At 68.5% G+C, this 23,774-nt stretch carries 22 protein-coding genes; 5 read left to right on the top strand and 17 right to left on the bottom strand.

The features are described 5' to 3' along the window. Positions 1 to 28 precede the first annotated feature (28 nt). The 6 genes from AB0E56_RS04330 to AB0E56_RS04305 form a co-directional block, all read right to left on the bottom strand. On the bottom strand, positions 29 to 469 hold the full coding sequence (locus AB0E56_RS04330) for a DoxX family protein (protein WP_359796920.1): 441 nt from the start codon (positions 467 to 469) through the stop codon (positions 29 to 31). Between the two features lie 149 nt (positions 470 to 618). Further along, on the bottom strand, positions 619 to 1,032 hold the full coding sequence (locus AB0E56_RS04325) for a MerR family transcriptional regulator (protein ID WP_183151216.1): 414 nt from the start codon (positions 1,030 to 1,032) through the stop codon (positions 619 to 621). A 166-nt stretch (positions 1,033 to 1,198) separates the two neighbouring features. Beyond that, positions 1,199 to 2,182, bottom strand: a complete 984-nt coding sequence (locus AB0E56_RS04320; RefSeq protein WP_359796918.1) for a DnaJ C-terminal domain-containing protein — start codon at positions 2,180 to 2,182, stop codon at positions 1,199 to 1,201. A 7-nt stretch (positions 2,183 to 2,189) separates the two neighbouring features. Then, complete coding sequence (locus tag AB0E56_RS04315; protein ID WP_359796917.1) at positions 2,190 to 2,858, bottom strand: nucleotide exchange factor GrpE; 669 nt, start codon at positions 2,856 to 2,858, stop codon at positions 2,190 to 2,192. A 2-nt stretch (positions 2,859 to 2,860) separates the two neighbouring features. Next, on the bottom strand, positions 2,861 to 4,726 hold the full coding sequence (gene dnaK / locus AB0E56_RS04310) for a molecular chaperone DnaK (protein ID WP_359796915.1): 1,866 nt from the start codon (positions 4,724 to 4,726) through the stop codon (positions 2,861 to 2,863). Between the two features lie 223 nt (positions 4,727 to 4,949). Next, entirely contained in the window at positions 4,950 to 6,269 is a 1,320-nt protein-coding gene (locus tag AB0E56_RS04305) for a DUF222 domain-containing protein (RefSeq protein WP_359796913.1), read from the bottom strand. A 167-nt stretch (positions 6,270 to 6,436) separates the two neighbouring features. On the opposite strand from AB0E56_RS04305, the gene AB0E56_RS04300 reads away from it, so the two are divergent. Continuing rightward, entirely contained in the window at positions 6,437 to 7,237 is an 801-nt protein-coding gene (locus tag AB0E56_RS04300; RefSeq protein WP_359796911.1) for a MerR family transcriptional regulator, read from the top strand. A gap of 76 nt (positions 7,238 to 7,313) precedes the next feature. Further along, positions 7,314 to 7,979, top strand: a complete 666-nt coding sequence (locus AB0E56_RS04295) for a hypothetical protein (RefSeq protein WP_359796909.1) — start codon at positions 7,314 to 7,316, stop codon at positions 7,977 to 7,979. Positions 7,980 to 7,991: 12 nt separating this feature from the next. On the opposite strand, the gene AB0E56_RS04290 is transcribed toward AB0E56_RS04295, so the two are convergent. Then, positions 7,992 to 8,453 carry a DUF3817 domain-containing protein gene (locus AB0E56_RS04290; RefSeq protein ID WP_359796908.1) on the bottom strand — a complete coding sequence of 154 codons (462 nt, stop codon included), beginning with the start codon at positions 8,451 to 8,453 and terminating at the stop codon, positions 7,992 to 7,994. A 112-nt stretch (positions 8,454 to 8,565) separates the two neighbouring features. Between AB0E56_RS04290 and AB0E56_RS04285 the strand changes: the two genes are divergently transcribed. Beyond that, positions 8,566 to 9,483, top strand: coding sequence for an AraC family transcriptional regulator (locus AB0E56_RS04285; protein WP_359796907.1), 918 nt, complete (start codon positions 8,566 to 8,568; stop codon positions 9,481 to 9,483). Positions 9,484 to 9,504: 21 nt separating this feature from the next. On the opposite strand, the gene AB0E56_RS04280 is transcribed toward AB0E56_RS04285, so the two are convergent. From AB0E56_RS04280 to AB0E56_RS04260, 5 genes are all read right to left on the bottom strand, one after another. After that, the gene (locus AB0E56_RS04280) at positions 9,505 to 10,701 is read right to left on the bottom strand and encodes an MFS transporter (RefSeq protein WP_359796906.1); all 1,197 of its coding nucleotides are present in this window, start codon (positions 10,699 to 10,701) and stop codon (positions 9,505 to 9,507) included. A gap of 181 nt (positions 10,702 to 10,882) precedes the next feature. Continuing rightward, on the bottom strand, positions 10,883 to 11,830 hold the full coding sequence (gene speB / locus AB0E56_RS04275) for an agmatinase (RefSeq protein ID WP_359796905.1): 948 nt from the start codon (positions 11,828 to 11,830) through the stop codon (positions 10,883 to 10,885). Between the two features lie 45 nt (positions 11,831 to 11,875). Further along, entirely contained in the window at positions 11,876 to 13,492 is a 1,617-nt protein-coding gene (locus tag AB0E56_RS04270; RefSeq protein WP_359796903.1) for a thiamine pyrophosphate-dependent enzyme, read from the bottom strand. 10 nt (positions 13,493 to 13,502) lie between these two features. Next, the gene (locus AB0E56_RS04265) at positions 13,503 to 15,170 is read right to left on the bottom strand and encodes an amidohydrolase (protein ID WP_359796901.1); all 1,668 of its coding nucleotides are present in this window, start codon (positions 15,168 to 15,170) and stop codon (positions 13,503 to 13,505) included. Between the two features lie 57 nt (positions 15,171 to 15,227). Continuing rightward, positions 15,228 to 16,565 carry an MFS transporter gene (locus tag AB0E56_RS04260; RefSeq protein ID WP_359796900.1) on the bottom strand — a complete coding sequence of 446 codons (1,338 nt, stop codon included), beginning with the start codon at positions 16,563 to 16,565 and terminating at the stop codon, positions 15,228 to 15,230. A gap of 209 nt (positions 16,566 to 16,774) precedes the next feature. Between AB0E56_RS04260 and AB0E56_RS04255 the strand changes: the two genes are divergently transcribed. Then, positions 16,775 to 17,683 (top strand): Lrp/AsnC family transcriptional regulator, encoded by a 909-nt coding sequence (locus AB0E56_RS04255; protein ID WP_359796898.1) that lies wholly within the window; start codon positions 16,775 to 16,777, stop codon positions 17,681 to 17,683. Between the two features lie 13 nt (positions 17,684 to 17,696). On the opposite strand, the gene AB0E56_RS04250 is transcribed toward AB0E56_RS04255, so the two are convergent. Continuing rightward, positions 17,697 to 18,818, bottom strand: coding sequence for a hypothetical protein (locus AB0E56_RS04250; RefSeq protein WP_359796897.1), 1,122 nt, complete (start codon positions 18,816 to 18,818; stop codon positions 17,697 to 17,699). 29 nt (positions 18,819 to 18,847) lie between these two features. After that, entirely contained in the window at positions 18,848 to 19,981 is a 1,134-nt protein-coding gene (locus AB0E56_RS04245; protein ID WP_359796895.1) for a nucleoside hydrolase, read from the bottom strand. A gap of 75 nt (positions 19,982 to 20,056) precedes the next feature. On the opposite strand from AB0E56_RS04245, the gene AB0E56_RS04240 reads away from it, so the two are divergent. Next, complete coding sequence (locus tag AB0E56_RS04240) at positions 20,057 to 21,079, top strand: LacI family DNA-binding transcriptional regulator (RefSeq protein WP_359796893.1); 1,023 nt, start codon at positions 20,057 to 20,059, stop codon at positions 21,077 to 21,079. Here the strand turns inward: AB0E56_RS04240 and AB0E56_RS04235 are convergent. Genes AB0E56_RS04235 through AB0E56_RS04225 form a run of 3 tightly spaced genes read right to left on the bottom strand, consistent with a single transcriptional unit; the run spans position 21,076 to position 23,770 of the window. Then, positions 21,076 to 21,987 carry a ribokinase gene (locus AB0E56_RS04235; protein ID WP_359796891.1) on the bottom strand — a complete coding sequence of 304 codons (912 nt, stop codon included), beginning with the start codon at positions 21,985 to 21,987 and terminating at the stop codon, positions 21,076 to 21,078. The two genes, AB0E56_RS04240 and AB0E56_RS04235, sit on opposite strands and share 4 nt — an antisense overlap. Next, positions 21,984 to 22,820, bottom strand: coding sequence for a carbohydrate ABC transporter permease (locus tag AB0E56_RS04230; RefSeq protein ID WP_359796890.1), 837 nt, complete (start codon positions 22,818 to 22,820; stop codon positions 21,984 to 21,986). Before AB0E56_RS04230 ends, AB0E56_RS04235 begins: the two co-directional genes overlap by 4 nt. Further along, complete coding sequence (locus tag AB0E56_RS04225) at positions 22,817 to 23,770, bottom strand: sugar ABC transporter permease (protein WP_359796888.1); 954 nt, start codon at positions 23,768 to 23,770, stop codon at positions 22,817 to 22,819. Before AB0E56_RS04225 ends, AB0E56_RS04230 begins: the two co-directional genes overlap by 4 nt. Positions 23,771 to 23,774 lie beyond the last annotated feature (4 nt).

Raw genomic sequence — 23,774 nt, 5'->3', positions numbered from 1 at the left:
GGGGCGGGCGCCTGAGGGCCGGCGCGGTTCAGCTCAGCCAGGCCGGCGCTCGACCGCGGAGGAATGCCCCGTCGACCGAGAACCGCCCTGCGCCGGTGAAAGCGAGCGCGAGCGCTGCAGCGCCGAGCACGGCGACGAACTCGTACCCGCCCTCGCCCACCCAGAGACCCGCGGGAAGGTGTACCGCGACGAGCGCGACGATCATGTCGATCGCGAGCAGGATGCCCACCGGGCGGGTGAAGAGCCCGAGCATGAGCAGGAGGCCGCCGATGAGCTCGACGAAGGCGACGATCGGCGCCGCGATCTCGGGCAGCGGGATCCCCATGCCCGCGAAGCTGCCGATCGTTCCGGGCAGTGTGAACTCGAAGATCTTCTGCGCACCGTGCGCGGCGAAGATCGCGCCGACCACGACGCGCAGGATCAGCAGTCCCAGCGAGGGGGCGGACGAGGAGGCTTTGGTGTTCGTCATGAGGAGTTCTTCCTTCGTGGCAGGACACCCGCGCGCCAGGCGCGGAGCAGGGTCGTTCCCTGCGTCCACGCTAGGAAGCGCACTTTTCCATCTCCTGTGGGCATCGGTCGCCCGAGTCGCCCGCGTCGCCGAGGACGCAGATCCCCGACCTACGCGGTCCCGCGCGGATCCCAGAGCACGACGTCGGTGGAGCGGCGGATGCGACGACCGCTAGGCACGGGCACGACGCCCGCGGATCCCGCGGCGAAGACCCGCACGCCCGGCCGGTTCTCGCGCTCGGTGCGCAGCGCGCTCTCGAGCACGGCGATCCGCCCCCGCAGCATCCTGTTCTCATCTTCGAGGTCGAGCAGACGGGCGATCGCCGGGAGGCTCATGCCTTCGGAGGAGAGCTGCGCCACCTCGCGCAGCTGCTCGATGTTCCGGGGGGAATAGCGGCGGGAACCACCGGTGGTCCGTCCTGGTACCACGAGTCCGATGCGATCGTACTGCCGGAGGGTCTGCGGGTGGAGGCCCGAGAGTTCTGCCGCGGCCGCGATCGCGAACACAGGCGTGTCAGCGTTCATCACAGGATCTTCTCTCCACTCCCGCTTCCTGCTCCACGTGCTGCTCGCGCACGCGCTGCTCCGCCGCCCGCGCACGCAGGCAGAAACGCCGGATCAGGCACATCCCTGTCGGAACGGCCTGATCCGGCGCGAACGCCTGCGTCGGCACGGGGGCAGCAGAGGTCGGTCATCGCCGAGCTTTCGCCATGAGCTCGGCCCGCGGGTTCTCCGTGGGTTCGAGCTCCTGGAACTTCTCCAGAGCCTCACGTGCGGCCTCGTCGAGGTGCGTCGGCACCGCGACCTGGAGCTCGGCGAGCAGATCGCCCGTGCCCTTCGATGTCGCGACTCCTCGCCCCTTGACCCGCAGCACCCGCCCGGAGGGGGTGCCCGGTGCGACGCGGAGCTTGACCACGTCTCCCCCGAGGGTCGGGACCTCGATGGTCGCGCCCAGGGTCGCCTCGGTGAAGGTCACCGGCACCACGACACGGAGGTTGAGCCCGTCGCGTGTGAAGACCGGGTGCGGGCGCACCGTGATCTGCACCACGATGTCGCCGTTCTCCCCGCCGTCCGGCGAAGGGCGGCCGCGACCGCGCAGACGGATCTTCTGCCCGTCCGCCACACCCGCCGGGATCTTCACCTTGAACGGCTTGCCGTCCTCCCCCTGCAGGGAGATCGTCTCGCCCTGCACGGCCGTCGCGAAGTCGAGCGTGGTGCGGGCCGTGACGTCGGCGCCGCGCTGTGGACCGCCGAAGCCGCGGTAACCACCGCTCGGCTGCCCGAAGCGCCCGCCTCCGAAGCTCGCACCCTGACCCTGGTTGAACACCGCGAAGATGTCCTCGAAGTCGGCGGTCTGCCCTCGACCCTGCTGGCCGAAACGGCTGAACACGTCTTCGAACCCACCGGCGCCCTGGCCGCTCGCCGTGAAGCGAGCGCCGGAGCCCATGGCACGGATCTCGTCGTACTCCTTGCGCTGTTCCGCGTCGGAGAGCACCGAGTAGGCCTCACTGATCTCCTTGAACTTCGCTTCCGCCTTGGCATCACCCTGATTGGAGTCCGGGTGGTACTTCCGTGCGAGCTTGCGATACGTCTTCTTCAGATCCGCATCGCTGACGTCCTTGGAGACCCCGAGGGTCTTGTAGAAGTCCTTGTCGAACCAATCCTGGCTGGCCATCGATCACCTACTCCGCGGGGACGGCGACGACGACCTTCGCGGGACGCAGCTCGACGTCACCGAGGCGGTAGCCCACCTCGACGACCTCGAGCACCGTGGTCTTCTCGGCGCCGGGGGTCGGCTGCTGGAAGATGGCCTCGTGGCGCTGGGGGTCGAACTCCTCGCCCTTCTCGCCGTAGGCCACCACTCCGAGACGCTCCACGACCGCGCGCACCTTCTCGGCGATCACGGCGAAGGGCGTGCCCTCCACCAGGTCGCCGTGCTGTGCGGCGCGATCGAGGTCGTCGAGCACGGGGATGAGGCCCTTGGCGGCTTCGCCCTTCGCGCGCTCGATCTCGATCTGGCGCTGCTCCTCCGTGCGACGGCGGTAGTTGGCGTACTCGGCCTGGAGCCGCTTGAGGTCGTTCAGCAGCGTGGACTCGAGGTCGGCGAGCACGGCGTCTTCGGCCGCGGCCTCACCAGTCTGCGTGGCCCCGAGGATGTCGTCGACAGTGAGGTCTTCGGCAGTCTCGGGATTCACGGCGCCGTCGACCGGCGTCTCGTCCGAGCCCTCGGCGGCCTGCGCCTCACGGGAGTCCTGGTGCGGCACGGGGCCGGATGCCTGAGCATCCGACCCCTCGCTGCGACCTTCGGCGGACTCAGGATTCTGGTTCTCGTCGAAGTTCTTGTCGGTCATGGTTACTTCTTCTCGTCCTCGTCGTCGACGACCTCGGCATCGATGACGTCTTCCTCGGAGGAGGGGGCGTCACCGGTCGGGGCCTCGCCGTCAGTCGGAGCACCGGCGGCGGCATCCGCCTGCGAGGAGGCGTAGATGGCCTCGCCGAGCTTGGACTGCGACTGGTTGAGCTTGTCGAACGCGGTCTTCACAGCGTCGTCATCCTCACCGGCCAGAGCCGTCTTGAGCGCGTCGACGTCGGCCTTGACCTCGGTCTTCACGTCTTCAGGCAGCTTGTCGTCGTTCTCGGTGATCAGCTTGTCGATGGAGTACGCGAGCGTCTCGGCCTGGTTGCGGACTTCGGCCGCCTCACGGCGCTGCTTGTCTTCAGCGGCGTGCTCTTCGGCCTCGCGCACCATGCGCTCGATGTCTTCCTTCGACAGCGAGGAGCCGCCGGAGATGACGATCGACTTCTCGGTGCCGGTGCCCTTGTCCTTCGCGGACACGTGCACGATGCCGTTGGCGTCGATGTCGAAGGTGACCTCGATCTGCGGGATGCCGCGGGGAGCCGGGGCGATACCGGTCAGCTCGAACGTGCCGAGCGGCTTGTTGTCGCGCGTGAAGTCACGCTCGCCCTGGAAGACCTGGATCGCGACGGACGGCTGGTTGTCGTCTGCCGTGGTGAAGGTCTCGCTGCGCTTGGTCGGGATGGCCGTGTTGCGCTCGATGAGCTTGGTCATCATGCCGCCCTTGGTCTCGATGCCGAGGCTCAGCGGGGTGACGTCGATGAGGAGGACGTCCTTGCGCTCGCCCTTGAGGACACCGGCCTGGAGCGCGGCGCCGACGGCGACGACCTCATCCGGGTTGACGCCCTTGTTCGCGTCCTTGCCGGTCTCGCGCTTGACGAGCTCGGCGACCGCGGGCATACGGGTCGATCCACCGACGAGCACGATGTGGTCGATCTCGGAGACCTTGATGCCGGCTTCGCGGATGACATCCTCGAACGGCTTCTTGGTGCGGTCGAGGAGGTCCTTCGTGAGGTCTTCGAACTTCGCACGGGTGATGGTCTCGGACAGCGACACCGGGCCGGACTCCGTCAGCGACAGGTACGGCAGGTTGATGCTGGTCGACGTGGAGGAGGAGAGCTCCTTCTTCGCCTGCTCCGCAGCCTCCTTGAGACGCTGCAGGGCGATCTTGTCACCCGACACGTCGACACCCGTGGTCTCCTTGAACTGCTTGATCAGGTAGTCGACCAGGCGCTGGTCCCAGTCGTCTCCACCGAGGCGGTTGTCACCGGCGGTGGCGCGCACCTGGATCGTGGAGAAGTCGTCGTCCTTGCCCACCTCGAGCAGCGAGACGTCGAAGGTTCCGCCACCCAGGTCGAAGACCAGGATGAGCTCGTCTTCCTTGCCCTTGTCGAGGCCGTAGGCCAGAGCGGCCGCCGTCGGCTCGTTGATGATGCGCAGGACGTTGAGGCCCGAGATCTCGCCGGCCTCCTTGGTGGCCTGACGCTCGGCGTCGTTGAAGTACGCGGGGACCGTGATGACCGCGTCGGTCACCGTGTCGCCCAGGTACGCCTCGGCGTCGCGCTTGAGCTTCATGAGGATGCGCGCGGAGATCTCCTGCGGCGTCCACTTCTTGCCGTCGACGTCGAAGCTCCAGTCGGTGCCCATGTGGCGCTTGACGGATGCGATCGTCCGGTCGACGTTGGTGACGGCCTGGCGCTTCGCGGTCTCACCGACGAGCACCTCCCCGTCTTTGGTGAAGGCCACGACCGAGGGGGTCGTGCGGAACCCCTCGGCGTTGGCGATGACCTTGGGCTCGCCACCCTCGAGGACGCTGACGACGGAGTTGGTGGTTCCGAGGTCGATACCGACAGCACGTGCCATGTGTTCTCTCCTTTGTTGGAAGTTCGTTTTCAGAAGTTCGTGTGGCGCAGAAGTCCGCGTTGCCCGGAAATCCGCGGCGATCAGGGAAACCTGAGTCGCGATGACTCAACTGTACGCCCGCCGATCGCGCGTGTCAAATCAACTTGATACGAGTCGACTCAAGTTTGCCGACACGGATCCAGAGACCCTCTGCGCCCGATCGGAAATCCGCTGAGGCTGCGAATCAGAAGGGCGCCGGGGCGTGCTCCTCCACGAAGGTGACCGTGTTCTGGGGCTGCTCCCGATCGACATAGACCCTGCCCGTCGGACTCGTCCAGGCATAGGCACCGTCGCCGAGCACCTCGACGACCCACGGGGAATGGTGCTTGAGCACGTGATGGCGGCGGCAGAGGTGACCCAGATTTCGCGCGGCGGTCGGCCCGCCGCGGGCGGCATCGTGATGGTGGTCGATGTCGCAGTCGCGGGCGGCGTGCCCGCAGGCGGGGAACCGGCAGCGTTGATCTCGGGCCCGCAGATGCCGTTTCAGTTCGGAACCAGGACGGTAGCGATCGACCGCGAGGAGCGCGCCAGTGATCGGGTGCGTGAGGATCCGATCCCATCCGGACACCGCACCTGCAAGAGCTTTCGCCGAGGCGGCGTCGATCGGCGTGCGCCCGTCGAGTTCGGCCGGCATTGCACCCTCTCCCATCAGCGTCGTGACCGGAACGGTGACCGACACCGAACCGCGGATCGCGGCGAGGAGACCGTCGCTCGTGTCATGGCCCGCCGGAGCACCGGTGAGCAGCAAGTCGAGAGCGAGGTCGGCGCGGATCTGCGCGACGGTACGCTGATCCGCCTCCTCCTGTTCCTGCACTGGCTCCTGATCCTGATCCTGCGCCGAGGCCTGCTCCGGAGGTTCCGGCTTCTGCACGGTCTGCGCCATCTGCGTCAATCGCTCGAACGCACCGTGGACGAGCGTGGACGGCCCGAGCAGACCGAGCTGCGACATACCATCGCCGACTTCTTTCACCCAGACGGACCGCTTCTCTCGCGCATCCCTGTGCCGCTCGTCGACCGACCGGGACTGGAAACGCTCCGCGACCCGCCGCCCGTGCCGCGACACCCGGTTCGGGGATTCCGATTCGGCGAAGGGGACCATCTCGGCGGAGTATGCGTCGCGATCGGCTGCGTCTTCCAGATGCTCTGCCGCATCGCAGATAGCCCGCGCATGTGCGGCGCTGATCCGGCCGGCCCCCTGGGCGGCCCATACCAGCGGGAAGCGCTCGACCCGCCACACCGCCTCCGTCATCCGCGCCTGCAGTGTGCGGTCGCTCACCCGCAGCGCTGCCGCCATCTCGGCCGCGACCGTGCGAGCCGCGAGGTCGCCGAAATCGGGATGGTCCGCCTCGTCGGCCACCTGCAGCGCGAGCCGGGAACCGACTGCGAGAACGCCGTCGCGCGCGGCCTGCAGACTGCTGATCGTGCGCTCCAACCCGACGAGCATGTCGGCGAGCTCGGCAAGCGTCTTCACCTGCTCGACCGTCGCGTCCGCCAGTGCTGCCATACCTCGAGTCAATCAGGGACCACTGACATTCAAAGTGCCAGATCAGGGGTCGAAAACGAAATATCGATATACGGTCGCGGAGGTTCCACAACTCGCCGCGATATCGATCCGCACATCCCGAAAGCGATACTTGACCCTGACACTGTGGCAGACGGGAGAACAGAGACATGTTGTCCATCGGAGCGTTCGCGCAGATCGGCCAGGTGACCCACCGGATGCTCCGGCATTGGGACACAGCCGGGCTGCTCGTGCCCGCCCAGGTGGACGAGTTCAGCGGATACCGGTCCTACGACCCCTCACAACTGGAACGACTGCATCGGATCGTCGCCCTGCGCCAGCTGGGATTCGGACTCGATGACATCTCGTCGATCCTCGAGCGGGGAGTCGATGCCGATCGCATCGCCGCCCTGCTGCGCATCCGTCGCGCCGAGGTCGAGCAGGAGCACCGGATCGCCGCGGAGAGACTCGTCGATGTGGAACGGCGTCTCCACCTCATCGAGAGAGAGAACCACATGTCCCAGATCGAGATCATCGAGAAGCCCCTCCCCGCGGCGCGTCTGGCGGCGATCCGCACGACCGTCGCGGATCAGCCATCGGTCGCCGGAGTGGTCGGCCCCGCGTTCGACACGGTCGCGGAGATCATCGGTGACGACCATTCCCTGGCCACCCCGATCGCGCAGTACGAGACGCTCGACGACGGGCTCCGGGTGACCGTCGGCTACACGTACTCCGGACCGGCTCACGACGGGTTCGAGATCATCGAGCTGCCCGCCGCGGAGCAAGCGGTGTGCGGCATCCACCTCGGGTCGATGGATCACATCGACGAGAGCTGGCAGGCGATCCACTCCGAGATCCTCGCCCGCGGCCTCGTGCACGACGGCCCGTGCCGGGAGCTGTACGTGCGCGCGATCAGCGACGACCAGTCCGACTGGGTGACCGAACTGCAGCAGCCGGTGCGGCGCAGCTGAGCACACCACCACGTCGACGGCAGAACGGGGTCGCGTCCGGCTGACACGTGAGCGCGACCCCGTTAGGCTGACCGGCATGACGCGCCCCTCCCGCATCCCCCGGTTCCTGGCCGTGACGACGCTCGCGGCGGTCACCGTCGTGTCGTTGAGCGGGTGCCTGTACTCGCAGATCCCGGAGGCGGGGCCTTCCTCCGCGCCGTCGTCGGAGAGCGGGAGCCCGTCGGAGGCGCCGAGCGAGGGCGCGCAGGGGTCGACACTGACCTTCGAAGAGGGACTCGACCTCGCGAGCGACACCTACATCGAGTGGGGCGACGGATTCCTGGCCGACGAGCGATGGGAGACCGTCTCCCCGGACGACGGCAACGGCGGCTGGACGTACGGCACGGCCGACGGCACCTGCACCGTGCGGTTCTGGCAGGGGCACCTGACCGATGTGCCCATCGTCGAGGGTGATGACAGCGCGTCGTCGGACGCGATCCTCGGCGTCCTGCTGGAGACCCCGACCGCCGACATCACTCCGGTCGCGACCACCGGCGAGTTCAGCTACATGGCCGGCGGGAGCGGCGGCGTCGAGATGCGCCAGGTCAGCGCGGTGGAGGGCTCCCGCTCCTGGCTCATGGCCGCGCGCGCGTTCACCCAGACCGGAGTGGGCCTCTACACGATCGTGGACTGCACGGCCAACGACGCCGAGAAGATCATGGGCGACGTCAACGAGGCCAACGCGGTCGTCGTCACCCCGTGACCTGAGGCGGGCTCACTTGCCGCCGGGTGGTCCGATCAGGAGCAGGATGACGTAGAGCGCGACGATGCCGACGGCGAGCAGGACCGCGAGCACCCAGGGACGCTGCAGGAACCAGCGCATCACACGGTCGTACCAGCGGCGGTCACGCGGATCATCGGTCTGCTCGAGACGCCAGGTCCCCTCGAGGCGGCCGGAGCGATGCAGCCAGATCTCGGTCGGAATGGTGGCGTACGGGACAACGGCGCTCGCGACGGCGAGGACGCCGACACCGAGGTGCCAGCGCTGATTGAGCGCGACGAGGATCGCGGTCGCCGCGTAGGCGAGGAACACGAAACCGTGGATGCCGCCGCCGACAGTCACCATGACCCCGGGAGCGCCGACGGCGCGGGCGATGATCGCGCCGATCAGGATCGTCCAGGTGATCGCCTCGGCGATCGCGAGAACTCGGAACAGACGGTCGGGTGTGCGGAACACGGGACTCCTCGGGTGGGGGTCCTCCCACCGTATCCGGGCGATCATCCCCTCGAATCAACCGAATGGTTGAACCTGCCGGAATACCGGGCATCGCGACGACGTTGCCGAAGGCATGGTGACAGTGGATGCGGATGCGCTCTCGCAGGTGCTCGGCTCCGTCGACCTGCGCGTCGGCATCGGCCGACGCGCCTCGCTGCCTGCGGGCGGGCTGCTCCCGATCCCCACCGACACCATCACCCTGGTCTACATCGTGCACGGCGGCGTGGTCGGGCATCCTCCGCTCGGCGAAGGATGCCATCTCGACGTGGATCCGAGGTCGCGGCGCCTCACGGTCGATCCCCTGGCCCGGCACGACGCGCTCGTCGCCGGCGACGCGTTCCTCACCCTCGGCGGGTCGCCGTTCGTGCTCGAAGCACAGGACGACACGAGCCTCATGATCGCCGACATCCAACTCGCGGATGCGACGTCGCCGCTGCCCGCCCTGCTGCCGCCGTTCCTCACCGTCACCGGATTCGACGCGATCGAGCCTGCGGCTGCCGCCCTCGCCCTGAACATGGGCGTCGTCGATCACTCCCAGAAGCCCGCCCGCCAGGGTGACCCCATCATCTGCCGCATGATGGCGACGACCGTACTGCTGTCGGTCATCCGCGCATGGGCGGCGAACGGATGCGCGCCGACGGGCTGGCCCTCGCTGTCGACCGACCCGTTCCTCGATCGCGTGGTCGATGCCATCCGCGAGGAACCGGGCCGCGACTGGACGGTCGAGCGTCTCGCCGCGATCGGCGCCATGTCGAGGTCGACCTTCGCCGAGCGGTTCCGCACCACGGTCGGCCGCTCCCCCGCCGACTACGTCACCGAGGTGCGGATCGACGCGGCGAAGCGGATGCTCGAGGCCGGACGTTCCGTGTCGGAGGTCTCCCGCGAACTGGGCTACGCCTCCGACGAGGGGTTCAGCCGGGCGTTCCGGCGCCGCACCGGATTGACCCCCTCGTCGTGGCGCCTGGCGAATCGGACGCCGATCCCCGCCTGACGCCGCCGCCCGGCACGGCCGTCACCCCCTGCTGCTCACCCGGTTCGACGCCCCGAACAGCACCGCACCGGCGAGAAGCGCGACGGCGCCGATCACGTACACCAACTCGACGTTGAGCGTGTCGACGAGCAGGCCGCCGATGCCGGCCGCGAGCGTGATGGCGCCCTGGAACCCGACGACCACGAGACTGCCGCCCGCCTCGAGACGGTCGGGCATGCGGTGCCCCACCCACGTGTTCACGACGATCAGCCAGGAGGAGAAGAAGAAGCCCCACACGAGGACGACGATGCCGACACCGACGATCGATCCGGAGAACAGGATCATCGACAGGACCGACACGGCGATGACGAGGGGAGCGAACACCGCGAAGAACACGAACGTGCGGTCGATCACGAGCCCGATCGTGATGTTGCCGAGGAGCCCACCCACGCCGAACAGGGCGAGCAGCACGACGATGGTCGAGGCGTCGACCTCGGGGATCCGCTCGAGCGCCAGGCGCACGTAGGTGTAGGCGAGGAAGTGTCCCAGCACCACGAGCACGTGCCCGACCATGCCGAGCCCGATGCCCGGTCGACGCAGTGTGTCGACGAGCAGGCGCAGACTCGACGCACGCTCCGCCGGCACCGAGGGCAGCGCCAAGCGCAGCACCACGGAGAGCAGCACCATGAGCACACCCGCGATGGCGAACACCATCCGCCAGTCGACGAGCTCCGCGAGCATGACGCCCAGCGGCACGCCTGCCACGGTCGCGAGCGAGACACCGGCCGAGGTGAACATCACTCCGCGGCCGAGGTTCTCGGGTCCGGCGAGCCGCGCGGCGACGGTGATCGACATCGCCCAGAAGGCGCTGATCGCCGCCCCCAGCAGGAAGCGCGCCAGCAGCACGATGATCAGATTCGGTGAGATCGCAACGATCAGGTTCGACACCGCGGCGGCGAGCGCCATCCACACGAGCAGCGAACGACGGTCGAGACGCGGGAAGATGAGGCCGATCGTCGGAGCCACCAGGAGTCCGACCAGCGCCGTGACCGTCACCGTCTGCCCGGCCTGACCGGGAGTAACCCCGAGCCCGTCGGCCATCTCGGTGAGCACGCCGTTGGGGAGGAACTCGGCCGTGACCAGCAGGAAACCCATCATCATCAGGACGATCAGTCCGCCGTAGCGGATGCGGGCGGCAGCAGTGGGCGGCACTGTGGGAACGGGCGCTGTCGTGGTCATGGTTCCACGCTCGCAGCATCCGGATGCCGTCGCCCGACGGGTCGTCCGGGGCATCCGACCATTCGTCCGGAGCTGACCGACCTGGACGGAGGGAGTTCCTGCTCGTGCGCGAGCAGAGTGCGCAGACCTGCTCGCCGCCTCGTTCGCCTGACGACCCGCGGTTGCCAGGCGGACGGCGAGCTCAGGCGGCGAGGCGGGCGGCCAGCAACGTCACGAGTTCGTAGACCACATGGCTCGCGGCGATGCCCGTCATCTGGGCGTGGTCGTAGGCGGGCGACACCTCGACCACGTCCGCGCCGACGATGTTCTGCTGCTTCAGGGCGCGCAGGATCCGCAGCAGCTCGCGGCTCGTCAACCCGCCCGCCTCCGGGGTACCTGTGCCCGGCGCGTGGGCGGGGTCGAGCACGTCGATGTCGATCGACACGTACAGCGGCTTGTCGCCGATGCGCTGCAGGATGCGGGCGATGCCGGCTTCGACCCCGTGCTCCTCGATGTACTCGCTCGACACGATCGAGAAGCCCAGACGCTCGTCGTCCTCGAGGTCCTGCTTGGAGTACAGGGGACCGCGGGTGCCGACGTGACAGCTCGCGGTGAGGTCGATCAGCCCCTCCTCGCTCGCGCGGCGGAAGGGCGTGCCGTGCGTGATGGGGGCCCCGAAGTAGGTGTCCCACGTGTCGAGGTGCGCGTCGAAGTGCAGCACCGCGACCGGACCGTGCTTCGCCGTTACCGCACGCAGCAGCGGCAGGGCGACCGTGTGGTCGCCGCCGATCGTGACGATGCGCTGCACCTGCTCGCCGAGCGCCAGCGCCGCACGCTCGACCTCGGTCACGGCCTCGGTGAGGTCGAAGGGGTTGACCGGGATGTCACCGGCATCCACCACCTGGGCGACCTGGAACGGAGATACGTCCTGCGCGGGGTTGTACGGCCGCAGCAGACGCGACGACTCGCGCACGTGCGACGGACCGAAACGCGTGCCGGGGCGGTAGCTCACACCCGAGTCGAACGGGATGCCGACGACCGCGATGTCGGCGCGGGGCACGTCTTCGATCCGCGGCAGCCGCGCGAAGGTCGCGATGCCGGAGTAGCGGGGGTTCACGGACGCGTCGATGGGGCCCACGTTCTCGGTCATTGCTCTTCCTGTTCGTCGGGATCGGGTGTTCTCAAGGGGCGGACGTCAGACGGCGTGCTGCGGGATGTGCACCAGCTGCACTCCCCCGTCGGCGATCGCGGCCCGGATGCTCGACACGATGTCGTCGCGCCGCTCCACCCGGCGCCCCGTCGCGCCGAACGCCGTGGCCAGCGCGGCCCAGTCGGGTTGCACCAGGTCGACGCCGATCGGGGCCATGCCGCGGTCGACCTCGTTCTGACGGATCTCGGCGTACCCGCCGTTGTCGACGCACACGATCGTCGCATCCAGGCGCTGCTCGACCGCGGTCACCAGTTCGTTCACGCAGAACATCAGGGCGCCGTCGCCGATGACCGTGACGACCGGGCGTTCGGTCTGCGCGACCGCGGCGCCGATCGCGGCGGGCAGGCCGTAGCCGAGCGTGGCGTAGGTGGGCGTGTACAAGAGGGAATGCGGCCGCGCGGATCGCAGCACGCTCCCCAGCGCCAGGTACACGATCTGCGAGGAGTCGCCGGCCACGATCGCGTCGTCGGGCAGGGCATCGGCGATGACCTCGGCCAGGGCCACCGTCTCGGGCGAGGTCTCCCGCATCTCGGCGTCGATCGCGGCTCGTTCGACGGCCAGCGCTGGCGCCGAGCGGGCTTCTGCCGGGAGCAGCTCCAGGAGCGCGCCGGTGACCGCGGCCGCATCGCCGGTGATCCCGACGGTCGCCTCGAGGTTCTTGTCGCGCTGTGCGGGCGAGATGTCGACGCGGATCACGCTTCCGCGCGCCTCGAGCCGCGGAGCCCAGAGCTCCGCCTCGCCGAGTTTCGAGCCGATCACGAGCAGCACGTCAGCGTCCTCAGCGACCACGCGGGCCGCGGCGAGACGCAGGTTCGACCCGAGCGACAGCGGATGCCGCTCATCGACCACGCCCTTGCCGTTGAGGGTCGTCAGGACCGGGGCGCCGAGACGCTCGGCGAGCGCGGTGACCTCGTGCGCGGCATCCGTCGCGCCCCCGCCCGCGAGGATCACCGGGGTCGTCGCCCCGGCGAGCAGTCGCGCGGCCTCGGCGAGCGCGGCGGGGTCTCCCGAGACACGGGCGGGCACGGGGCGGGGCTGCCGCGCCTCAGCGGGGACGTCGGCCGGAGCCTCGAGCACGTCGAGGGGGATCTCGATGTGCACGGGGCGAGGGCGGCCGGCGCGGAACAGCGCGAACGCGTCGTGCACGGCCTCGACGGCCTCGGCGGCACTGCTCACCCGGCGCGACCACTCGGCGATGGCGCCGACCATGGCCGACGCATCCTTCGTCTCGTGCAGTGTGCCCACGTCGGTGAACTCGGCGCCCAGCGGCACTCCTGGGGAGAGGACGATGAGCGGACGCGACTCGCAGAACGCGGTGCCGATAGCGCTCATCGCGTTCTGGAGGCCAGGACCGGAGGTGGTGATGACCACGCCGGGAAGCCCGGTCTGCTGCGCCCAGCCGTCGGCGCCGTAGCCCGACCCCTGCTCGTGACGGTTCGTCACGGCGCGGATGCCGAGGTCGGCGAGCGGCCGGTACAGCTCGAGGTTGTGGGTGCCGGGGATGCCGAAGATCGCGGTCACACCGTAGGCGCGGATCGTCTCGAGGACGGCCCGGCCGGCGGTGTCCGCGTACTGCTCTGCCGGCGTGGTGTCTGTGCTCATCGTGACATCCTCACAGGCGGTGACGACGGACGCCGTCGACCCAGGTCTCGCGCACCTCGATCGCGGAGATCTCCTCGGCGGGCACGGCCAGCGGGTCACCGGAGAGCACCGCGAAGTCGGCGTACTTGCCGACCTCGAGAGAGCCGAGGTCGTCTTCGCGGCCGATCGACACGGCGCCCTCGATCGTGTGGGCACGGAGGGCGGCGAGCGCCGAGACCCGCAGGTCGTCGGGGCCGAGCGTGTGTCCTCGGCGCGTGACGCGGGTGACCGCGGTCTGGATCGCCTCGAGCGGGATCGGCTCGGCGACCGGAGCATCCGAGGAGATCGTGAACGGCACACCGGCCCGCTCGAACTCGCCCAGCGGGTTGAAGCGCTCGCCCGGGGTGCCGATCGCCTCCTCCACCCCCTCGCCCCAGTTGAAGTAGTGCTGGGTCTGGTTGACCGGACGGATGCCGGAGGCGGCCATGCGCTCGATCTGCTCGGGCGTCGGCAGGCCGCAGTGCTCGATGCGGTGGCGGGCGTCGGGGTCGGGATGCTCGGCGAGCGCGGTCTCGATCGCCGACACCACCATCTCGATCGCGGTGGGCGACTGCGCGTGCGTCGCCGTCTGCAGGCCGGCGGCGTGCGCCTTGCGGATGAGTTCCTCGTACTCGGCGGGCTCGTGGTACAGCTGGCCGGTGCGGCACGGGTCGCCCACGTAGCCGTCAGGGAAGTACGCCGTCCACCCGCCGAGCGTGCCGTCGGCGTAGAACTTGATGCCGGCGAAGCTCAGGTGCGCGTTGCCGAACTGGCCGACCAGACCCATCTCCAGCGCCTCATCGAGCAGGTGCGACAGGAGGTACATCGACACGCGCAGCTCGAGGCGCCCCGACTCGGCGAGACGCAGATACATGTCGAACTCGCGACGCGTGACCTGGCAGTCGCCGATCGAGGTGACCCCGCCGGCGAGGAACCGCTGCGTCGCGGCATCCAGTTGACGCAGATGCTCCTCCGGCTCGTCGGCGAGATGGAAGTTCGGACCGTGGTGGCCGATCTTCACCCCGTGGACGCCGGTGAGGATGTTGCACGCCGCATCCGACAGTTCGCCGGTGAGCTCGCCGTCGGCATCGCGGAAGAACTCTCCGCCGTCGGGGTTCGGGGTGTCGCGGTCGACGCCGTTGATCTCCAGCGTGTGCGAGTTCACGACGCCGCCGTGGCCCGAGGCGTTCATGAGGTACACCTCGCGATCGGCCGCCACCTCGTCGAGTTCGAAGCGCGTGGGGTGGCGCTTCTCGGCGAGGTTGCGCTGCTCGTAGCCGTAGCCGCGCACAGGTCGTCCCTGTGGAAGGTCGGCGGCTGCGGCCTTCAGCAGCGCGACGATCTCCGGGATGCTCGCCGCCTTCTCCGGCCCGCAGTCGACCCAGCTCATCATCTGTCCGAACATGAGCGGATGCGCGTGGGCGTCGACGAAGCCGGGGACGACGACCGCGTCGCCGAGGTCGATGCGTTCGGGCGAGAGGCCCACCCCCTCCGCCGCCGCCTCGCAGTGGGCGGGGGTGCCGATCGCGAGGATCCGCCCGCGGTCGGTCAGCATCGCCGTCGCCGTGGTGGCAGCGGCATCCGCCGTGTGGATCGCGCGCGCGGTCAGGAGGGTGGGAGCCGTCTGGGCCGAGCGGTCGAAGGGGGTGAGCTTTCTCATGGGGAACCTGTTCGCGGTGGGGGCGTGCGGAGGAGGCGGGCCGTCGAGTCGGTACGGTCAGGGCAGCCGGTTGGCCGTCGTGTCCGTGCGGGCGGTGAAGGACGCCGTCACCGGGGCCTCGTCGGAGTGCTGCGGTGCGAGGCGCGTGCAGACACCGGCGATGAGGGCCATACCGATGAACATCGCGATGACCGACCAGATGCTGCCGGTCCAGGCGATGAGCTGCGTCGCGAACCAGGGCGAGAACCCGGCCCAGACCGCGGCGCCCACACCGTAGGACAGCGCGATGGAGGTGTAGCGCGCCTGTGGACGGAACATCTGCGACAGCAGGGCCGCGATCGGCGCGTAGGTCGCGCTCATCGCGATGCGCACCAGCGAGGCGAACAGGAAGATGAGCGGTTCGATGCGCCCGGGCAAGATCAGCAGGAACGGCACGAACGTGAGCACCGAGGTGATCAGGCCGATGTACATGACGTTCTTGCGCCCCCACTTGTCGCCCAGCCAGGCGACGGGAAGGGTTACGACGAACTCCACGAAGGAGGCGATCGTCATCGCGTCGAGGATGACCTGCTCGCTGATCGCGACCGTGTCGCCGGTGGCGTACGCGGTGGCGAAGGTGGTCGCCAGGTAATAGCCCCCGGTGGAGATCGGGAGGATGCCGATGCCCAGCAGGATCGGACGCCAGTTGGTGCGCAGCGCGAAGGCCAGCGGCATCGACTGCTTGCGGCCCTCGACCTTCGCTTCGAAGACCGGCGTCTCCTCCACGCGGTAGCGGACCCAGAAGCCGACGCCGACGAGCACGATCGACAGCAGGAACGGGATGCGCCAGCCGCCGTTGATGATGAAGTCGTCGCCCATGCGGGTCATGATCGCGAAGATGCCCGAGGCGAGCAGCGCACCGGCCGGGTTGCCGAGCTGAGTGAAGCCGCCGTAGAAGGTCTTGGACTTCTCGGGGGCGTGCTCGACGCTCATGAGCACAGCGCCGCCCCACTCGCCGCCGACCGCGAGACCCTGCACCGCGCGGAGCAGGATCAGGAAGATCGGGGCGAGGATGCCGATGTTGTCGTAGGTCGGAAGGCAACCGACCAGCACCGTGGCCGCGCCCATCATCAGCAGGGTGATCACGAGCGAGGTGCGGCGGCCGAGCTTGTCGCCGATGTGGCCGAAGATGATGCCGCCGAGCGGGCGGACGAGGAAGGCGACGGCGAAGGTCGCGAAGGCCGCTGCGGTCTCGGCCAGGCGGTCGCCGCTCGGGAAGAACAGCGGACCGAAGACGAGTGCGGCCGCTGTCGCGTAGACGTAGAAGTCGTACCACTCGATGGTGGTGCCGACGAAGGCGGCGATACCGGCGCGGCGTGCCCGGCTGTGGGTGCCGCTGGTGGGGGTGGTGGTCATGGGGTGCCCGCTCCTTTGCGGAAGATGTCGGATAGCGAAGGATGCTACGGAGGACGGCGCGCTTCGGCAAGGTCAGAACTCCAGTGATAGTGAGCATTCACTGGAGAAATGGCCACTGCTTTCAGCATTCCGCGCCTTCCCCTCCGTTGCCGACCCTCATACACTGAAGATGTGCACGGACAGGCGTGCGATCGCGGGAAACTGACGAGATGGGGGAGAGCATGGACTTCGACGCCGAACTCATCCGCGCCCTGCAGGAGGACGGCCGGGCCAGCATCCGCTCCCTCGCCGCGCGCGTCGGGCAGTCGAGGGCCGTGGTGGCCGCCCGGCTTCGCACCCTGCTCGCCGATCGCACGGTGCGGGTGGTCGCGGCCGTCGACCCGGTGTTCCTCGGCCAGCACGTGCTCGCCCACGTGTCGATCCGCACCGACGGGGCTGTGGAGGTCGTGGCGGAGCATCTGCGTGACATGAGCGAGACCGTGCTCGTGTCGGCGGTCGGCGGGGCCCATGACATCGTCACCGAAGTGCGCGTCGGGTCGATGTCGGAGCTGCACGACCTGCTCGCCCGTATCCGCGCGAGCGCCGGGGTGCTCGACATCAACACGATCATCTACTCCACCGTCATCAAGGGCTTCTTCGTCTCGGAGTACCACGGCGGGGTGACGCTCGACACCACCGACGAAGCCCTGATCGAGCACCTGCAGGCCGATGGGCGCATGAGCTTCCGCGCCCTCGGCGAGCAGGTGCGCCTCTCGCCCAGCGCCGTCGCCACGAGGGTGCAGCGCCTGATCGACGCCGGGGTCATCAAGATCAGCGCGGTGGAGGCACGGGGCCTCGCGCACCGGCAGCTCTCGATGGGCGTCGGCATGACCCTCGGCGACGACGACGAGGCCGTGATCGAAGAGCTGCGCCGCGGCCGCGGGGTGGACTTCGCCGCGCGCACCCTCGGACGGTTCGACGCGGTCGCCACACTCGTCGAGCCGTCCGCCGGGGCGCTGTATGCGAGCCTCGAACGCCTGCGGGCACTGCCCGGCGTCACGCGCATCGAGGCGTGGCTGCACCTCGCGGTCCTCAAGGAGGACTACGCCCGCACGCTCCGCCCGCTGCGCGCGGACTGAGACACCGCCCCGGTCAGCGGGTGCCGGCTATCGACCAGAGGTCGTAGGAGTAGAGGGAGTCGCACGTGGCCTGGCTCCAATCCTGGTCGTCCACGGTCGGCAGGCTCGAGCACGAGCTGGTGAACACCACCTCCGGTGCATCCGGTGCCGGCAGTTCCCCCGTCCAGGTGCGAACCAGTCCCGCATTGTGGACCCGGTCGAAACCGGTGAGCTCTTCGTCGATGTCGCCGGACGGCACCCAGGTGCCGGTACCCCGCAGGAAGTGCCTCAACGGCATCCGGTCGACCTGCACCGATGGTCCGATCCACCAGGGATTGTCGCCAGGGTAGGGATGCTGCTCCCGAACGACCATGATCTCCCGTCGTGACCGGTCGATCGCCATGTCGAAGCCATTGAGGTAGTCGGGCGCTCCGTCGGCGCCGGTGAGCCCCGCGTTCGTCACCTGACGCTCGGGGGAGACACGCAGCCGGTCCACCTTCGACAGGTCGACCGTCACCACGTACGCCCTCGTCGACGAATCGCCGCGGGTGTACCCCAGAATCACGCGGCCCGACGCGCCGGACACGGAGACCGCCGTCGGCTGACCCGCCCCCCAGCTCGTGGTGTCCGGGGTCGTGACGATCGGGTCCGGGTACTTGAGCCACGGACCCTCAGGATCCTCGGCGAACGCGACACCGATCTGGTTGTGAGCGCTGGCGTCGACATCGTTGCCCAGATAGAACATCGCGTAGCGGTAACGGGTGCCATCCCAGTCGAACCGGCCCTTCACGACGCTGGGGTCGCACGTGTGGAAGCTGTCCCACGACGCCCCGGTCGAGGCCTGGAGCACCGACTCCGAGCTGACGACGACGCCGTCGACCCGCTTCGTCAGGTAGATGTGGTCTTCGATCACACGGAACTCGTCGTTGTGACAGGTCCAGATCCACTCCGTGTCGCCATCGCGCACCACCGACGGCGCATAGGAGTAGTACCCCTCGGCGGGCGCGTACACCGAGGCGATCGTGGCGGGATCCCAGTCGATGCCGTCCGGCATTTCAGCCGACGCCGGCGTCTGCACGCCCAGCACCATCGCCATGATCGCCGCTGCCGCTGCGGTTCCTCTCGCGGTCCTTCTTCTCTTCGGTCCGAGCATCATCGCTCCTCTCCTCCGGGCACGGTGCCCGATCAGTCGTTTCGCGGTCCCGCATAGGCACGGGGTCGCGGGTCGCGCACGTCCCCGGTCGTGGAGCCCTGCCATTCGGGCGGCGTGAATCCGCAGTAGAGCGCAGGCAACGCCTCCTGCAAGGCGCGCTCATACTCTGCGGGATCATCGCGCCGGAAGACCCGCACGCGGTCATCGGAGTCCGCGTCGACGTCGAACGTGTACAACCCCGACTCGTGGGTGATCACCCGAGCGGTGACGAGCTCGTTCGTGATCACGACATCGTCGTCCGAGAACTCTGCCTCGTCGATGATCCGATGCGTACCGTCGGCCCGTCGCACCACTGCCGAACCGGAGACGATCAACCAGGCCGCCGTCTCCCACACGGCGTGCCGCCGCCCGTAGACCCGCCCCGCCGCCGCACGGGAGGGGTCTTCGTCGAGCGCCCGGAGGAAATCGATCCGCGTCTCCCCACCGAGCCCGTACAGGAGATAGCGGCGGAGTGCCGGATGCATGCGCTCGATCCAGGCGAGATCCTCCAACCACCAGACCGTGTTGTGCACGTCGGGCGTATAGCAGTCGACCGCCGAGGCGCACGGATAGAGTGCGAGCGGGAGCCCGGAGTCGACGACCCGACGCGCGGCGATCGGATCGAGGTAGATGTTCCATTCGAGGTAGTCGAGGGTCGTCGAACCAGCGGAGAGGTGCACGGCCGCCACTTTCTCGCGCATCAACTCCGGGTCGCGGTTGAAAGCCACGGCGATCGGCCTGGCCGACCCGAAGGACATGATGTGCACGGGTTCGTCCGATGTCCGAAGCGTCTCCAGGATCAACTCCGGCCCCTGCTGCTGGAAGACGGGGACATCGCGCATCTCGTCATCGACGTCGCGCATACGGGCGAAGGGCGAGACGGCGTACGGCACCCTCGTGCCGAACAGTGCATTGAGCTGTGCCACCGGGATGATCCCCGGGTCACGGGGCCCGGGATACCCGACCACTCCTTCCCGGACGGACTCGCGCTTCTCGATCGACACATCGAGGATGACCGCGCGCAGATCGATGCTCTCGGAGGCGAACGGGAAGACCAGATCGAAGTTGTCACCCGGATCTTCCGGGGGCAGGTAGAGGTCGGTCACGACGATCACGGGGGTGGACATGGCGTTAATCTACTCGAATAGACTCGCAGAACGAAGACATACTTGACTCGAGCCATCCCCGGAGAGGAAGTACCCGTGCCGAAGCAGGATGCACAAGAGCAACCGGCCAGGGCCGCGACGCGCACCGACGTCGCCCGCCTCGCAGGCGTGAGCACAGCGGTCGTGAGTTATGTCGTCAACAACGGTCCGCGACCGGTCGCGGCGTCCACCAGGACGCGGGTCCTCGCCGCGATGGACGAGCTCGACTACCGGCCGAATGCGGTGGCGCGCGCGCTCCGGATGCGCAGCGCGCAAGTCGTGGGACTCGTGGTGCCCGACGTGAGCAACACCTACTTCGGCGCGCTCGCGCGGGAGCTGTCCGTGCAGGCCTTCACGGCCGGATACGCTCTCCTCCTCGGCGACGCCGACAACGACATCGACCGCGAGCGGGCCCAGGTCGAGTCGCTCGTGAGCCACCAGATCGATGGGCTCGTCATCGTCAGTCTCGACCCCGCATCCGTGGCCGAGACGGGCACGACTCCGACCGTGTTCCTCGATCAGCGGTCCCGCCCCGGCCAGCTCTCGGTCATCGTGGACGACCGTGGCGGCGCCGCCACGGCCGTCTCGCACCTGATCGGTCACGGACGTACACGGATCGCTCTGCTGAGCGGTCCGCTCGGCGCCCCCGGGGTCTCGGAGCGCGAACAGGGATGGCGGCAGGAACTCGATGCTGCCGGCCTGCCGACCGGCGACGACCTGATCGTGCGGAGCGAATTCTCCCGCGCAGGCGGATTCGAGGCGGCGCTGGATCTGCTCTCCCGCGAGGGACGACCGGATGCCGTGTTCGTGACCTCCGACGTGCAGGCGCTGGGCCTGCTCGCCGCAGCGCGCCGGCTCCACCTCGACGTCCCGAAGGATCTCGCGGTGGTCTCCTTCGACGGCACCGAGGACGCCGTGTTCAGCGATCCCCCGCTCACCGCGATCGAGCAGCCGATCCATCGCATCGCCGAGACGGCCCTGGCCGCGGTGCTCGAGAAAGGCCTGGAGCACTCTCCCCTCACGATCCCGGTCGATCTCGTCGTGCGAGACTCGTGCGGATGCGGAGCCGAGCGCCGCTAGCCCGCGGACTCGACCTCCCGCCGCGACTCGGCATCCCACGCATCCAGGTCGCTCGCGGTCGGATACGACGTCTGGGCACCACGGCGCGTGGCGGCATAGGCGCCGACCAGGACCGCACGCCGTACTGCAACGACGAGCGGCTCACCTGCCGCGATCCGCTCGACCAGGGCTCCGAGGAACGCGTCGCCGCATCCGCTCGTGTCCACCGCATCGACGCGAACGGCCGCCACCGACGTGACCGCCCCTTCGTCGAGCACCAGAGCACCCCGTGATCCACGGGTCACGACCACCGCTCCATCGCGCAGCGCGGGAGGCATCTCGGACGCCGACGCATGCAGCACTCCCCCGAAGCGCGCGAACTCATGCTCGTTGACGACCAGCACCTGCGGATGCGGCATCCCCTCGGGCAGCGCTCGGAAGGGCGAAGGGTTGTGCACCACGACGGCACCGAGGGCGGAAGCGCGAACCGCGGCGGCGACCACGACCGGATCGGACAACTCGTTGCCCGTCACGACGACGTCGCCCGCGACGAGATCTTCCCGCACCTGCCGCGGGTCGACGAGTGCGTTGACGCCGCTGTCGACGACGATCACGTTCTCCCCGCCGCGATCAACGATGATCGTCGCCTCCCCGGTCGCCCCGGCGACCTGACGCACGGCGGAGACGTCGACGCCGGCCTCCCGCACCGCCGTCGCCAGCGTGCGCCCCGCATCGTCATCACCCACGGCTCCGATCAACGCGACTCTGCCGCCGAGGAGCGCAGCCGCGACTGCTTGGTTCGCCCCCTTGCCCCCCGGGGCCCTCAGAACCGGAGCGGAGTGCAGGGTCTCCCCGGGTTCGGGAAGGCGGTCCACTCGCAGCGTGCTGTCGAGGTTCAGCGATCCGACCACGACGATGCGCCCGGTCATCCTTTCAACCCCGTCGTCGACAGGGACTCGGTGTACTGCTTCTGGAAGAACAGCAGGAGAACCATGGGGATGACGCTGAGCACGAACGATCCCGCCAGGATCTGCCCCAGATCCACCGTGAACGCCGTGCTGAGGTTCGCGAGCACGATCGGGGCGAGCTGACGCTCGGGCGATGTGCCGATCAGAAGCGGCCACAGGTACGCCTGCCACTGAGACAGGAACAGCATCATGCCCGCGCCGATCAACGCCGGCTTCGACAGGGGAAGCACGATCCGCCACAGCGTCCCGAATCGACCGAGTCCGTCGACTTCGGCCGCGTCGATCAGTTCGCCCGGCACGCCCATGAAGAACTGGCGGAGGACGAAGATGGCGAATCCGTTAGCCAGCGCCGGAAGGACGAGCCCGGCATAGGAGTCGCTGAGACCCCACCCTTGGAACAGCGACGACAGGGGGATCGCGATCGCATCGAAGGGGATCATGGCGACCATGATGATGAAGCTGAAGATGATTCCGCGTCCGCGGAACTCCATCGTCGCCAGCGCATAGGCAGCCGGGATCGCAATCGCGAGTCCGACGAGGATGGTCAGCCCCGCGACGAGGAAGCTGTTGAACAGCCCGAGGAGAAACGCCCCGGATCCCAGCGCGGAGTAGTTCGAGAAGTCGCCGCCGACGGGGATGAAGGCCAACCACGACAACGGCGTCATGTTCTCGACGTAGGTGTTGCCCGGTCGCATCGACGAGGCGAAGACCCACCACAGCGGGAGAAACACCGAGACGGCGACCAGCGCCGCGGCCGTGGTGAGCAGGATGGTCGCTCCGCGCTTTCGCCTCATGAACGATCCTCCTTCAGGAGCCGGAACTGGATCAGCACGATCACCGAGAGCATGAGCATCAGCACGACCACTTCGGCCTGCCCGACTCCCATATCGCCGAGGAGATACGCGCGGTTGTAGATGTCGTACATGATGAGGTTCGTCGAACCGTTCGGCCCGCCTTTCGTGAGGATCTGGACCGGCGCGAACAGCAGGAACGACCCCACCGTGCAGGCGATCAGGACGAAGGCCATTGGGCGTTTCAGCAACGGCAGAGTGATGGCGAAGAGCCGACGCCACCAGCCGGCGCCGTCGAGGGCGGCCGCCTCGTACAGAGACCCCGGAATGTCCTTGAGGCCGGCGATGATGAAGATCATCCAGTAACCGAGAGCACCCCACGTCACCATGATCCCGATCGAGAACGCCGCCTGATTGGCCGAGGTGAGGAAGGGCTGGGCGGGCAGCCCCACCGCCTCCAGCATCCCGTTGACCAGACCGTCGGGTTGCAGCGCAGTGCTCCAGATCAGCGCGACGACGGCGCCAGGCACCGCCGCCGGTACGAAGATCATGGATCGCCACAGCCCCACCAGCGGAATGTTCTGCACGAGCAGCAATGCCAGCGCCGTCGAGAGGATGACGACGACCGGGTTGAGCACCAGGTTGAACACCAGCGTCACGACCAGGACCGAGTGGAAGTTCGGATCGCCGAACAGGTAGATGTAGTTCGCGAGGCCGTCGAACGTGGTCTCTCCCGTCGCCAGCGAGACGTGCTGGAAGCTGAGGCCGACGGCGCTGACGAGCGGGACGACGCGCATCATCACGAGCGTGACGAGCGCAGGCGCCAGCATGGCCATGGCGATGTATGTGATGCGCCGGGCCTTTCGGCGACGGAGCGGACGGAGGTCGCCGCCCGCAGCGACCGGGGTCGATGCCTCGATCGCTGCGGGTCGGTGTGTGCGGGTTCTGCTCATGTCA

The sequence above is a fragment of the Microbacterium sp. NPDC028030 genome, assembly GCF_040637855.1.
GTDB lineage: Bacteria > Actinomycetota > Actinomycetes > Actinomycetales > Microbacteriaceae > Microbacterium.
Note: the sequence above shows the minus strand (reverse complement) of the source record. Positions and strands in the feature narration are given on the sequence as shown.